This window comes from Pseudactinotalea sp. Z1732 (assembly GCF_049724975.1).
In the GTDB taxonomy this organism is placed as follows: Bacteria; Actinomycetota; Actinomycetes; order Actinomycetales; family Beutenbergiaceae; genus CALKWS01.
In genome coordinates this window covers 734001-747374 of sequence record NZ_JBMPQC010000002.1, presented here as the reverse complement: position 1 = coordinate 747374, position 13374 = coordinate 734001, and the positions used below count along the sequence as shown (strand labels likewise).

Sequence of the window (13374 nt, the reverse complement as noted above, 5' to 3'; positions counted from 1 at the left end):
GGCTCTTCAACTTTGAGCGTGGTGTGCCGTTGAGGTAGGGGCTCGTGGCCCTGATCCAACATGGGTGTTGTCAAAGCATCCAGTTGGAGAAGGGACCACGAGCCTGTGTGCCACGATACGCACCGGCGCGATGCTGCGTCGATTCTGTTCAACCTGCCCGGTTACCGGGTGATCACCGCCTCGCGGCGTGCCGATGGGCAGCGGGTGGTGCTGATCGAAACCACTGCCGGCGAGGACGGGTGTCCCTCGTGTGGGGTGATGTCGAACCGGGTGCATTCGCGCCCGGTCCAGCAGGTCAGAGACGTCAGTTGCGGCGGGCAGCCGGTGGTGGTGCGGGTGCGCAAGCGCCGATACCTGTGCGCCGAGCAGGTTTGCCCGCGGGGCACGTTCACCGAGGTCACCGAGGAGTTGCCGGCCCGGGCCAGGGTGACTACGCGCTTGGCTGCGACGGTGGCCGGGGCGCTGCGCACCGAGCCGCGGGCGGTCTTGGGGGTGGCCGGGGAGCATGGGTTGTCGTGGACCACAGTGATGCGCCTGGCCACCCAGACCTTGGATGTAGACGGGCACGCCGATTCGCGCCTGGTGCGCCGGCTGGGGATCGATGAGCACCGCTTCCGCAAGGTGCGCTATGTCCGAGACGCCGACATCGGGGCCACGGTGCGAGTAGAGCCGTGGTCGGTCGTATTCACCGACCTGGACACCGGCGCGATCCTCGACGTCGTCGACGGACCCCGGGCGGCCGCAGTCAAGTCCTGGTTGCGGGCCCGGCCGCGGTGGTGGCGCAAACGCGTGGAGACAGTCGCCATCGACATGTCCAGTGAGTTCCGCTCCGCCGTTCGCGAGGTGTTGCCGAAAGCGAAGATCAGTGTCGATCACTGGCACGTGATCCGCCTGGCCAACCAGATGCTCACCGACGTGCGCCGACGCCGGGCCTGGGAGGTTCATGGCCGGCGGGGCCGGTTGATCGACCCGCCCTGGCGGTATCGCAAGTTGCTCACCTGCGCCGGGGACCGACTCTCGGTGCGCCAGCGAGAACGTCTCCAGGAGATCCTGGAGGCCGACATCGAACTGGCCGTGGCCTGGGGCATCAAGGAACACGTGCGCCAGTTGATGGCCACCCGCGACACCGCAGCGTTCCAACGGGCCTGGTCGGAGTTGGAGAAGGCGGTGCGGGCCACCCGCCTGCCCGAGCCGCGCCGGCTGTTCAAGACGTTGTCTGCGTGGCGCCGGGAGTTGCTCACCTTCTGCCGCACCCGCACCACCAACGCCCGAACCGAGGCGGCGAACCTGACCGCCAAGACCTTCAAACGCATCGGACGCGGGTATCGCAATCATGACAACTACCGCTGCCGCATAATGGCCTACACGACGTCACCAAAGGCGGCGTGAACACCCCTCACCACGCTGAAAGTGGAAGAGCCATCAATGGTCGACTCGAGCATCTGCGCGGCTCCGCCCTCGGCTTCCGCAACCTCATCAACTACATCGCCAGAGCGCTCCTGGCGACCGGCGGATTCAGGCCGCGGCTACACCCTCGATTGTGAAGAGCCACTTAACTGGCAGGAACTCTATGGTCCCTGCCGGAGAGCCAGCGGACGCCACCAAAGCCTTTCACGTTCGCTCCATCGGCGCCGGTTTCGCAGGCCCCGAGGCTCGCTTCTTCTTCGAGCGTCTCGAAACTCTTTGGGGAGCTCGGAACCCGAGGTTGGCCAACCGGCGCAACTGCCGGGCAGGGTGCGCCTGGCCGGGCTCATTGATGGTGCGTCCGGCGTGGGGCAGGTCGATCCATTCCCGCTCAGCATGCTGCAGCATCTGGGCCACCCGGGTGTGGCGCTCGGCCCATTCAAACGCGGTGGCGGGCGTCAGGGGCACCGGGTCGGGCAGCGGTGCGGTGAAGTGGGTACGGCGGACAGCCACGTGGATCACGACCCCCTCACTGGAGGGGTAGGCGTAGATGTTGCAGTGGAAATCATCGGTGGACCAACGGCAGCAACTCATGCCCTTTAGGTCTGCGGAACCAGGCCGCTGGGGCCACCCCCACACAGGACACGCCGAGAGTTACAAGTTAGAGCCTCTGGCCTGGTGTGTCTTGGCCCGCCGCATCGCCCGGTGCACCGTCGCGCGGGAGACGCCCCTCCGTTCGGCTACCTCGACCTGGCTGTGCTCCACGGCCTCCACCAGGGACACCAGGAGCCGCTCCTGGGTGGGGGATAACTTGGGCTTCTTGCCCCGCAGGCGGCCCTTGTCTTTGGCGATCGCCATGCCCTCCCGGGCCCGGATCAGGTCGGCCTCAAACTCAGCCACCATCGACAGCACGTTGAACAACAACTTGCACCACCAGCGTGTCGCCGGACCGGCAGGCCGCCATCGCCTCAGGCAGACCGGGACGGTCCCGGTTGGTGCCGGTCAGCCCGTGGTCGACATAGGTCCGGTCGAAGGAGACACCGGATCGGCGCTGACCTCAACCACGATCGGCTCGACAGGATGAGCCGGACAGGCTATAGATCCCTGGTGAGTCAGTCGGTGGCGTAAGGCAACCGCGGCCACTCGGTGAGATCAGGACCACCAACTACTCGGCTCCCGCGACTTCTGTGCATGTTCATGTGCGACGTAGCCTGTATCTGGATGCAACCAGATGTCGTGGGATGCGAAACGAAGGTCCAGAAGTCCGCAGAATTTCGCGCTAAACGCATCTGTATGAAGCCAGATGCTGCTAGCTGGAGGTGCCCCGAGTGGGATTCGAACCCACACTGGATCGGGTTTGAGCCGAACGCCTCTGCCGGTTGGGCTATCGGGGCGGATGCGGCACCAGCCTACCGCTGCCGGACAGCCTAGCGAGAACACTGTCGCCAGTCTCACACGAGCCCACGCAGCAACAGCCGCGCGCTCGGACGCCCGAGAGGGATAGAGTTTGTCCCTGTGAGTGAGGATCAGAACGGCGCTGCGGCCCCGGAAAGCACCAAGGACAACCAGCCCCTGGACCTGGACGACATCCAGGTCCCCGCTGCTGAGCGCAGTGGCGGAGGCGAACCGGATCGGCCCAAGCGCCGCGTCGTGGTCGCCGAGGACGAGGCGCTGATCCGCCTGGATGTGGTGGAGACCCTGCAGGAGGCCGGTTACGAGGTGGTCGGTGAGGCCGGGGATGGTGAGACCGCCGTCACGATGACTACCGAGTTGGAGCCCGACGTCGTCGTCATGGACGTCAAAATGCCCCAGCTCGACGGCATCTCCGCGGCCGAGCGCATCACCAAGGCCCGCATCGCTCCGGTGGTGCTGCTCACCGCCTTCTCCCAGACCGAGCTCGTGGAGCGGGCCCGGGACGCCGGCGCGATGGCCTATGTGGTCAAGCCGTTCACACCCGAGGACCTGCTCCCGGCGTTGGAGATCGCACTGTCGCGCCACAAGGAGATCACCGCCCTGGAGTCCGAGATCGCCGATCTGACCGATCGGTTCGAGACCCGCAAGCGGGTGGATCGGGCCAAGGGACTGCTGATGACCAAGATGGGTCTGACCGAGCCGGAGGCGTTCCGGTGGATCCAGAAGACCTCCATGGACCGGCGCCTGACGATGCGCGAGGTGGCCGACGCAGTGATCGAGCAGGTCGGCGGCCGTTCCGACGACTGAGGTCGAAGGTCACAATTCGGCAACAAATTGCGCTAAGGTGCCGAAAGTCGTCGAAGGGAACTACTGGTGCGCGTAGTGCACGCCCGGCTCGCTGAGCCCGCAGACCTGGATGCCGTCGTCCCGGTGCTGCGTTCGGTGCGTGCGGACTCCCCGCTGGGTGCGCAGTTGGTCAACCCCGATGCGGACCTGGACGGGCACCTGCGTGCCTGGTACGCCCTGCCGAACGCCTACCTGGTCCTCGCCGAAGCCGACGACCAGGTCGTGGGGGTCGCCCTGGCGCAGGTGATCGAGGCGAACCTGTTCTCCGACGTGGCCTACTTGCAGATGGAGGCCCTCTACGTGCAGACCGCGTTCCGACGCCGGGGTGCCGGCCGGGCGCTGATGGGTCAACTGGGCCTGGTGGGCGCCCGGGCGGGTGCCGAGCAGGTGGTCACGATGCCGATCAGCGGCTCACGTAGCGAGCAGCGCTTCCTCTCCGGACTCGGCTTCACCGTGGTGGGCGCGCGCCGGATGACCCCCACCGCAGCCTTGCTACGTCGCCTGGAGCAACAGGCCAAGGGTCGGGAGCGGCGCGGGCGTGGTATCGACGAACTGATCGCCCGACGGCGGCGCTCCCGGGGGCTTCCGCCCACGCCACCGGCCGGTGTGTCGCTGAGTGAGTTGGCTGACCGGGCCGAGGACCACTTCGCCGACGGAGCACGTATCCGCGAGTAGACGGGCGGGCGTAGGCGCTCGGGGGGGCCGAGGCGGTCAGCGGATGGTGATCAGCTGGCAGGTCAGGCGCGCGGTCGCCACGCGGGCGCCGTCGTCGTCGGTGATGACCACGTCGTAGCTGGCGGTGCGCCCGCCCAGGTACAACGCCTGGGCCTCCCCGTGCACCCAGCCGCTGCGTACCGCCCGGTGGTGGGTGATGTTCAGGTCCACCCCTGCGGCGCTGCGGGACTGGCCGCCCGTTGCGCCGGCCGTGGCGTGGGCGTGGGCGGCAACCGACGCCAGTGTCTCGGCCAGGGCCGCGCTGGCGCCGCCGTGCAAGAGTCCTGCCGGCTGGGTGTTGCCCGCAACCGGCATCCGTCCGGTGGCGCGCTCGGCACCGATCTGGTCCAGTTCGATGCCCAGACGGACGATCAGCGTGTGGGCCAGTTCCTCGGGCGTGTAGATGGTGTTGTCCGCGTCGGTGTCGGTCATGGGTCATAGGCTGTCAGGCGTGAGTGAGAACGCGCGACCCAGGCTCCTGTTGATCGATGGCCACTCGATGGCCTATCGGGCGTTCTTCGCCCTCCCGGCGGAGAACTTCGCCACCACCACCGGGCAGACCACCAATGCGGTGTACGGCTTCACCTCCATGCTGATCAACCTGTTGCGCGATGAGGCCCCCACGCACGTGGTGGTCGCCTTCGACGTCTCCAGCGCCACGTTCCGCAAGGAGACCTACCCCGACTACAAGGCCACCCGCGATGAGACCCCCGATGAGTTCAGGGGGCAGATTCCCCTCATCGAGGAGGTGCTGGCCGCCCTGGCCGTGCCGACGGTGGGAATCGAGGGTTTCGAGGCTGATGACATCCTCGCCTCCTACGCCACCCGGGCCCAGGGGGCGGGGATGGAGGTGCTGGTGTGCTCGGGCGATCGGGACACCTTCCAACTCGTCGATGGCGCCACCACGGTGCTGTACCCGCGCAAGGGCGTTTCGGACCTGGTGCGGATGACCCCGGAGGCGGTGCAGGAGAAGTACGGGGTGCCCCCGGGCCGCTACTCCGACCTGGCCGCCCTGGTGGGGGAGAGCAGTGACAACCTGCCCGGAGTTCCGGGCGTCGGCCCCAAGACCGCCGCGAAGTGGATCGGGGCGTATGAGGACCTGGCCGGCATCATCGCCCAGGCCCCGCAGATCAAGGGCAAAGTCGGGGAGAAGCTGCGCGACCACCTCGATCAGGTCATGCTGAACCGGGAACTGAACGAACTGCGCCGGGATCTCGAGCTCCCCTACACCCTGGACGATCTGGCCCGGCGCGCGTACCAGCGGGAACAGGTGCACCAAGTCTTCGATGCCCTGGAGTTCCGGGTGCTGCGGGACCGGCTGTTCGCGATGGAACCCACCGACGCCGAGTCAGCCGACGCCGGTGCCTTCGACGTTACCCTGGCCACCGAACCACTGGGGGAGTGGTTGGGTACCCGAACCGGGAAGGCGCTCGGGCTGGATGTGCGCGGCAGCGGAGGGCCGGCCGGTGCGGACGCGTGGGCGGTGGCGATCGCCGACGACGACGGCAACGCCATCGAGGTGGACCTCGCCGACGTAGCGCCCGAGCAGGAGCAGGTACTGGCGCGCTGGTTGGCCGATCCGGACGCACCCAAGGTGATGCACGAGGCCAAGAGTGCCTGGCACCGGCTGCGCGGGCGGGGGCTGGCGCTGGCCGGGGTCAGATTCGACACCGCGTTGGCGGCCTACCTGTGTTACCCGGATCAGCGTAGTTACGCCCTGGCGGACCTGACCGTGCGCCACCTACAGCGCGAACTGCGGACCGAGGAGTCCGACGGGCAGCAGACCCTGGATCTGGACGGCCCCGATGAGGCCACCCTCAGCGCCACCCGGGCTGCCGCAGTGCGGGCGCTGGGCGACGCGCTCGCCGAGGAGGTCGAGTCCCGGGCGGCGACGGGGTTGCTGCAGGACCTGGAACTGCCGGTGGCGCAGGTGCTGGCACAGATGGAGAAGGTCGGCATCGCAGCCGATTCCGGCTACCTGCGCGGCCTGGAGTCGGAGTTCGACGCCGGTGTGCGCGAGGCTGCGCAGAGCGCCTACGACGTGATCGGCCGGGAGGTGAACCTGTCCTCACCCAAGCAACTCCAGGAGGTCCTCTTCGACCAACTCGATATGCCCAAGACCCGCAAGACCAAGACGGGTTACACCACCGACGCCGACGCCCTGGCGGAGTTGTTCGTCAAGACCGAGCACCCGTTCCTGCAGCACCTGCTCACCCACCGGGATCTGATCCGGCTGCGCCAGACCGTCGAAGGGCTGTTGCGCACCGTGGCCGAGGACGGGCGCATCCACACCACCTACTCCCAGACGATCGCGGCCACGGGCCGGTTGTCCTCGGCGGAGCCGAACCTGCAGAACATCCCGATCCGCACCGAGGAGGGTCACCGGATCCGGCAGGCGTTCGTGGTGGGCGACGGATTCGAGACCCTGCTCACCGCCGACTACTCCCAGATCGAGATGCGGATCATGGCCCACCTGTCCGGTGATGAGGGCTTGATCGAGGCGTTCCGCACCGGCGAGGACCTGCACTCCTTCGTTGGCTCGCGGGTGTTCGGGGTGGAACCTGACCAGGTGAGTGCCCCGATGCGGGCGAAGGTCAAGGCGATGAGTTACGGCCTGGCCTACGGCCTCAGCGCGTTCGGGTTGTCCAAGCAGCTCAAGATCGCCACCGCCGAGGCGCGGGCCCTGATGGAGGAGTACTTCGAACGCTTCGGTGGGGTTCGCGACTACTTGACCGGCGTGGTCGAGGATGCCCGCAGCACCGGGTTCACCGAGACCATCCTGGGCCGGCGCCGCTACTTGCCGGACCTGACCAGCGACAACCGCCAGCGCCGGGAGATGGCCGAGCGGATGGCCCTGAACGCCCCCATCCAGGGCAGCGCCGCGGACCTGATGAAGGTGGCCATGCTCGGTGTGCAGCGTGACCTCCTGGATCGCGGCCTGGCCTCCCGGATGCTGCTGCAGGTGCACGACGAACTGGTCCTGGAGGTGGCGGCCGGCGAACGCGAGGAGGTCGAGCAGATCCTGCGCGAGCAGATGTCCGGTGCCGCCGAGTTGACGGTGCCGCTGGAGGTCTCGGTGGGCGTGGGCACCGATTGGCGCACCGCCGGCCACTGAGCATCGGCCGCTCCGGGGGCCGGCTCCGGTGACCTGCGCCGGTGTCAGCGCCCGAAGCGGTGCAGCCGCTGCCAGGGCCAGGCCGCGCGGAGCCAGGAGTGCAAGGCGTCGGCCAACGGCGTGTCCAGATCGGCGCGGTCGGCCCGCACCCACGACTGGACGTCGACGTCGTAGTCCGGCGAGGCGGCGGGGTAGAGGTACACGCAGCCGATGACGTCGCCGCCTGCTGGGTCCAGGACCGTGAAAGTGAATCCCTTTCCGGCGGCGAAGTCGTCCGCGTGGCGTTGCAGATCCCGAAGATTGTCCTCGGGTGACATCCCCTCATGCGGAGGCCAGCGGCCATCGGGGTAGCCCGGGGTGTTCCGGATGTGCTCCACGCTCGATGTCCATGCCGCCAGGTCGGCATCGTTGTGCTGGGGGCCCAGGGGCTCGAGCCGGAACTGGTCGGTGACCAGGGAAGTTGGGGGGTTGAATCCGACGGGAATGAATGTCGTGGAAGCCATGGAAGTACGGTACGAGCCGCCGGCGGAATGTCACCCTCATTTTCCGCCGCCCGCCGATGGGACCACTCATCGCAGGGTGGTGGCGAAGATCGCGGTTCCGGGGAGGAAGGCCCCGAGCTCGGGCCCCCATCCGCCCCAGATGTTGGTGTTGCCCGGCGGCCACTCGGGTTCGACCAGACCGGTCACCTGCAGCCCGGCGCCGACCAGGTCGCCGACGTGATCGCCCAGGGTGCGGTGAAACTCGCTGTAGAGCACCTCCCCGTCGGGTCCGGTCTCGACATAGGGGGTCCGGTCGAAGTAGGAGCGCACCACCGACATGCCGTGCCTCGTGGGGTCATCGGGGAAGGCCCAACGGATCGGGTGGGTCACGGAGAACACCCACCGGCCACCGGGGCGCAGTACCCGGGCCACCTCGGTGTGCACCCGGTCGGCATCGGCCAGGAACGGGATGGCACCGAAGGCGGTGAAGACCACGTCGAAGGAGTCGTCGCCGAACGGCAACGCGCGAGCGTCGGCCACCAGCGCCGGCACGGCGATCCCGGTGCGTCGGTCCAGGTCTGCGGCGGCGGCGATCATCCCCGGCGCCACGTCGGTGGCGATGGCGTTGACTCCCTGGCCGCGCAGCCACCGGGAGCACTGCGCCGCCCCGGCGCCGACCTCGAGCACATCCTCGGAGCGCAGCCGCTCCAACGGACCGAGGAGCCGCGCCTCGCTCTCGCGCAGGCCCTCCGGGCACCAGCAGAAGTCGGCGTCGCCGAGGAAAGGGCCGTGCTCGCCCAGATAGTCATCGGCCACGGCACTCCACCAGTCCCGGTTGGCGTGTGCTGCCGCCTCGCGGTCGACCTCGACGTAGCCGGCTCCGGTGAGTTCACCCATGCAGCCCAGTATGACCGCCGGCCTTCTTCAACCGCTGGTTCCAGCCAACGTCGCCGCCTGCGTGCCACCGGTCCCGGATCCAGCGCCGCCCAGGGCCACCTCATCGAAGTGCGCGCCGGGCACCCTGCGGTGGCTGACCAGCACGATCGTGGTCCCGGGCATCAGGGCCTCCAGCACGGTGCGCAGCGTGGTCTGCGCGGTGAACTCATCCAGGTGAGCGGCCGGCTCATCCAGCAGCACCACCGGGCGCCGGGACAGCACGGCACGGGCCAGGGCCAGGCGCGCACGCTCGCCACCGGAGAGGCCGCCGATGGTGGTGTCCAACCCGTGGGGGAGCGTGGCGTACCAGTCACTCAGTTGCGCAGCCGCGAGCGCGGCGACCAGCTCCTCGTCATCGGCATCGGGTCGGGCCAGGCCCAGGTTCGCCCGGAGCGGCCCGGCGAAGGCATGCGGCTCGTCGTCGACAACGGCGAGCAGCACCCGCACTTGCTCGGTCTGCAGGTCGGTGGTGCTCGCCGTACCGAGCAGGTACCGGCCTGCGAATGGATCGAGGTGGCGAGCCAGCACAGCCAGAGCGGTGGACTTACCGGACCCGTTCGCCCCGGTTAGTTGGACCCGGGCGCCCGGGGGCAGGTCCAGGTCCAGTCCGGTCAGCGCGGGTGGCCGGAAGGGATCGGTGGACCACCGCGCGCTGAGGCGGTCCAACGCCAGGTCCGGGCCGTGGCGCTGGTCGCCGGGCACCGGCCTCTCACCGGTATCGGCGACGGCGGGCTCGGAGTCCAGGAGCGCCGAGACCCGGCTCGCGGCGGCGCGCGCCCGGGCCCGGGCACCGGCGATGTCCGGCACCTCCCCCCACACGTCGGCAAGGGCCATCGGCAGCAGTGCCAGCAACGCGGCGTAGGGAGCCGACAGTGACCCGACCGAGTGCGCCTGCCACGCCAGCATCAGGACGACCGCGGCCGTGCCCGCGAGCGTGAGCCAGACTGCGGCCAGGGCACCCGCGCGCACCCCGATGAGGCGGCGCTCGGCACGCTGGTGCGCACGCTGGGACAGGGCCACCGGGGCCAGCAACGCTGAGGTGTCATGGCGCAGGCGCCGGATGCCGCTGGCCGCCTGGACCGCAAGCATCCGCCCGGCCACCGCGGTCGTGCGATGCTGCAGTTCACCCCGGGTCGTGACCGCCTGGTGCTGGGCGGTCAGTTCGGTGCGGGTGGCAAGCCACCCGATCATCCCCACGAGCGCGGACCCGGCCAGCACCGCCCCGGCTGCGGTCGGTGAGTGGAAGAGCGCGATGCCGCTACCGATCACCGAGGCGATGGCGACCGACCACCCGGGCACGGTGACCCGGATCTGGTCATCGACCACGTCGTCCAGGTCCCGGACGAGCGCGGTGAGCAACTGGCCGCGGCTGCGCCGGCCCAACCGGGCCGGGGTGAGCGGGATCAGCCGGGCGAAGACGTCCGCCCGGCGGGTTGCCAGGTCCTCCAGGGCCACGTCGTGGGAGACGATGCGCTCGGCGTAGCGCAACACCGGACGAGCCAGGCCGAAGGCGCGCACCCCCACGATCGCGACCAGCAACGTCAGGATCACCGGCTGGGTGGAGGCCTGCACGATCAGCCACCCGGACGTGGCAGTCAGGGCGATCCCGGCCGTCAGGGCGAGTCCACCCAGGACGCAGGCCAGGATCAGGCCGCGCCGGCCGTCCGGGGTGACGATCGGGGCGACCTGCCCGGGGCGCGGGGTAGCGGCCCGCGCGCCCTCCGCGTCTGCTCCAGGATCGGCTTCGGTCACGGGCCGGGCCGGCGTCGTCGGCGGGGCCGGATGAGGGGCAGGATCGATCCGCCAGCGCTGGTCGGCGAGCCCGGCCAGGTCCTCATCATGGGTGACCACGATGACTCGCCGGGTGCTGGCCAGTTCGGTGATCGCCTCATGCAGCGCCGGCAACGCAGCCGCGGCCACATTGGCCGTGGGCTCGTCCAGGAGCACCAGGTCGGCCTCGCTCAGCAGCGCACGCGCCAGGGCGAGGCGTGCCAACTGTCCGGCGGACAGGCCGAACCCGTCGTCGCCCAGGTCGGTGTCCAGACCGTCCCGGTCACGTAGCGCAGGCCACAGACCGACTCGGTCCAGGGCAGCGACGCGTGCCTCGTCCGGTCTCGCACCGGCGAGGGCCAGGTTGTCCCGGACCGTGCCCGGCAGGATCACCGGACGTTGCGCGGCAAGGTGCACATCACCGCCGCGCACGGCGCCGCCGGCGGGTTCCCGCAGCCCGGCGATGAGTTCCAGGACGGTGGTCTTGCCGGCACCGGATGGGCCGGTCAGTACGGTCAGGCCGGGGCCGGCCGGGGTGTTCAGGGTGACGTCGACGAGCGTTCGGGTGCGACCCGGGTGGGCGTAACTGACGTGGCTGAGCCCGACTGTGGCTGTGGATGCGGGCCCCACCTGCGGTACCGGCGACCCGCCCCGGTGCGGTCGGTTCGTGCGCAAACTCCCGCGCAACCGGTCCAGGGTGGTGGCGCCGTCGGCGGCGTTGTGGAACTCCGCACCGACGCGACGGATCGGCCAATAGGCCTCCGGCGCCAGCAGGATCGCCATCAGGCCGACCTGCAGGTCCATCGCTCCGTAGGCCAGGCGCAGCCCGACCGCCACCGCCACCAGCGCCACCGAGATGGTTGCCAACAGTTCCAGGGCGGTGGTGGTCATGAACGCGGTGCGCAGCGTCTTCCCGGTGGCCCGGCGGTGGCGCTCACCGACACGGCCGACGACGCCCACCTGGGCGCGGGCCCGCCCGTAGGTGACCAGGGTGGGTAGGCCCTTGACCACATCCAGGAAGTGGCCGGACAGCAACTCCATCGCCGCCCAGCGTCGTTCGGTTTCGGCCGCGGTGTGCTGACCGATCAGTGCCGCGAAGACCGGCAGCAGGGGCAGCGTGAGCAGCACGATGAGGGCGCTCCAGAAGTCCACCCACAGCAGTGTCGCCACCGCCAGGACCGGCACCACCACACCGGTCACCAGCGCCGGTAGGTACCGAGAGATGTACGGCTCGATCGTCGTCACGCCCTCCCCGGCGCGGGTCACCGCCTCATCGTCGCCGGGGCGCTGCTCCGCCGGATGGGTCAACCAGTGCCGCAGCACGGTGAGACGCACGATCCCGGCCACCTTCTGCCCCGTGACCCGGGCGACGTACTCGGCCGCGGCAGTGAGCAGTCCGCGCAGGACGATCAGGCCCACCACCGCCCCCAGCACCCAGCCCCAGGGCGTGCCGGTGACCACCCTGGCCACCGCGACGGCCACCAGCACCGCCTGTGCGATCGCAGCGACCCCGGAGACGACGCCGAGTACGCCGAGCAACCCGACCGGCCCTCGGATAGCCGGCAGGTCACGCAGCAGACCAGGGTCGAACGGTTTCATCGCTGCGTGGTGCTCTCCTCGGTCACCGCGGCGATATGCACACCGGTGGGGATGTGGTGCCCGGAGACCCGTTTGCGGAAGATCCAGTAGGACCATGCCTGATAGGCCAGCACGATCGGCATGAAGATCACCGCGACCCAGGTCATGATGCCCAGGGTCTTCTCCGAGGATGCCGCGTTGTGCACCGTCAAGGAGTTCGCGGGATCAAGCGTGGAGGGCATCACGTCGGGGAAGAGCGCGACGAACAGGGAGGCCACTGCCAGCCCGAGCGTCACGAACGTGCCGGTGAAGGCCCACCCCTCCCGGCCCCGCCGGGCCATCACGAGGCCGCCGAGGAAGACCACGGCCGCAGCCATCGCCATCGCCCAGGACAACGCCGTGCCGGTCCCGGACTGCATGAGAACCAACCAGACCACGGCCAACGCCGCGGCACCACCCCCGAGTCTGAGGCCGAGGGCGCGCGCGTCGTGACGTAGCCGCCCATCGGTCTTCAACGCGATGAAGAAGGCGCCGTGGACCAGGAACAGCGCCAGCGTGACCAACCCGCCGAGCAGGGCCACCGGATTCAGCAGGGCCCAGAACCCGCCGACGTACTCCATGTCGGCATCGATGGGAACCCCCCGGACGATGTTGGTGAACGCCACCCCCCACAACACCGCGGGAAGCAGCGAGCCGACGACGATCATCACATCCATCCGGGCCCGCCACAGCGCCGAGTCAACCTTGCCGCGGTACTCCAGCCCCACACCGCGGACGATCAGCGCCACCAGGATCAACAGCAGTGGCAGGTAGAAACCGGAGAACAAGGTGGCGTACCAGTGCGGGAACGCCGCGAAGGTCGCCCCGCCGGCGGTCAGCAGCCACACCTCGTTGCCGTCCCATACCGGGCCGATCGAGGAGAGCATCTGACGCCGCCGGGTCTCGCCGCTCTCGGGCTTCACGTCGAGGCTGTCGGTGCGGACATCGTCCCGGCCGAGCACCGGCAGGAGCATGCCGACGCCGAAGTCGAACCCCTCGAGCACGAAGTAGCCCACCCACAGCACCGCGATGAGGACGAACCAGATGGTGGTCAGTTCCATGATCAGTCGTAGTCCT

The 13374-nt window shown here is 69.2% G+C and carries 10 protein-coding genes, 1 tRNA gene and 1 pseudogene; 4 read left to right on the top strand and 8 right to left on the bottom strand.

Annotated features, from left to right (window positions below; translation table 11 throughout):
- Positions 1 to 105: 105 nt before the first annotated feature.
- The gene (locus ACPL7H_RS07235; protein ID WP_424796329.1) at positions 106 to 1389 is read left to right on the top strand and encodes an ISL3 family transposase; all 1284 of its coding nucleotides are present in this window, start codon (positions 106 to 108) and stop codon (positions 1387 to 1389) included.
- 222 nt (positions 1390 to 1611) lie between these two features.
- Here ACPL7H_RS07235 and ACPL7H_RS07230 read toward each other — a convergent pair whose 3' ends face one another.
- From ACPL7H_RS07230 to ACPL7H_RS07220, 3 genes and pseudogenes are all read right to left on the bottom strand, one after another.
- The gene (locus tag ACPL7H_RS07230; protein WP_424796328.1) at positions 1612 to 1998 is read right to left on the bottom strand and encodes a hypothetical protein; all 387 of its coding nucleotides are present in this window, start codon (positions 1996 to 1998) and stop codon (positions 1612 to 1614) included.
- Positions 1999 to 2058: 60 nt separating this feature from the next.
- Positions 2059 to 2446: pseudogene (locus tag ACPL7H_RS07225) on the bottom strand (recombinase family protein); the annotation flags it as partial.
- A gap of 278 nt (positions 2447 to 2724) precedes the next feature.
- Positions 2725 to 2798, bottom strand: a tRNA-Leu gene (locus ACPL7H_RS07220).
- 184 nt (positions 2799 to 2982) lie between these two features.
- Between ACPL7H_RS07220 and ACPL7H_RS07215 the strand changes: the two genes are divergently transcribed.
- Positions 2983 to 3624 (top strand): ANTAR domain-containing response regulator, encoded by a 642-nt coding sequence (locus ACPL7H_RS07215; RefSeq protein WP_424786266.1) that lies wholly within the window; start codon positions 2983 to 2985, stop codon positions 3622 to 3624.
- A gap of 66 nt (positions 3625 to 3690) precedes the next feature.
- On the top strand, positions 3691 to 4338 hold the full coding sequence (locus ACPL7H_RS07210) for an N-acetyltransferase family protein (RefSeq protein ID WP_424796327.1): 648 nt from the start codon (positions 3691 to 3693) through the stop codon (positions 4336 to 4338).
- A 36-nt stretch (positions 4339 to 4374) separates the two neighbouring features.
- On the opposite strand, the gene ACPL7H_RS07205 is transcribed toward ACPL7H_RS07210, so the two are convergent.
- A complete protein-coding gene (locus tag ACPL7H_RS07205) occupies positions 4375 to 4809 on the bottom strand; it encodes a PaaI family thioesterase (protein ID WP_424796326.1) in 435 nt (144 codons plus the stop codon).
- On the opposite strand from ACPL7H_RS07205, the gene polA reads away from it, so the two are divergent.
- Positions 4808 to 7492: a DNA polymerase I gene (gene polA / locus ACPL7H_RS07200; protein WP_424796325.1), complete on the top strand. Its 2685-nt coding sequence runs from the start codon at positions 4808 to 4810 to the stop codon at positions 7490 to 7492. The two genes, ACPL7H_RS07205 and polA, sit on opposite strands and share 2 nt — an antisense overlap.
- 44 nt (positions 7493 to 7536) lie before the next feature.
- Here the strand turns inward: polA and ACPL7H_RS07195 are convergent, their stop codons facing one another.
- The 4 genes from ACPL7H_RS07195 to cydB form a co-directional block, all read right to left on the bottom strand.
- Entirely contained in the window at positions 7537 to 7995 is a 459-nt protein-coding gene (locus ACPL7H_RS07195; protein WP_424785811.1) for a GNAT family N-acetyltransferase, read from the bottom strand.
- A 66-nt stretch (positions 7996 to 8061) separates the two neighbouring features.
- Positions 8062 to 8871, bottom strand: coding sequence for a class I SAM-dependent methyltransferase (locus tag ACPL7H_RS07190; RefSeq protein WP_424796324.1), 810 nt, complete (start codon positions 8869 to 8871; stop codon positions 8062 to 8064).
- Between the two features lie 27 nt (positions 8872 to 8898).
- Positions 8899 to 12279 carry a thiol reductant ABC exporter subunit CydD gene (gene cydD, locus ACPL7H_RS07185; RefSeq protein WP_424796323.1) on the bottom strand — a complete coding sequence of 1127 codons (3381 nt, stop codon included), beginning with the start codon at positions 12277 to 12279 and terminating at the stop codon, positions 8899 to 8901.
- On the bottom strand, positions 12276 to 13358 hold the full coding sequence (gene cydB / locus ACPL7H_RS07180; protein ID WP_424796322.1) for a cytochrome d ubiquinol oxidase subunit II: 1083 nt from the start codon (positions 13356 to 13358) through the stop codon (positions 12276 to 12278). Before cydB ends, cydD begins: the two co-directional genes overlap by 4 nt.
- Between the last annotated feature and the right edge of the window lie 16 nt (positions 13359 to 13374).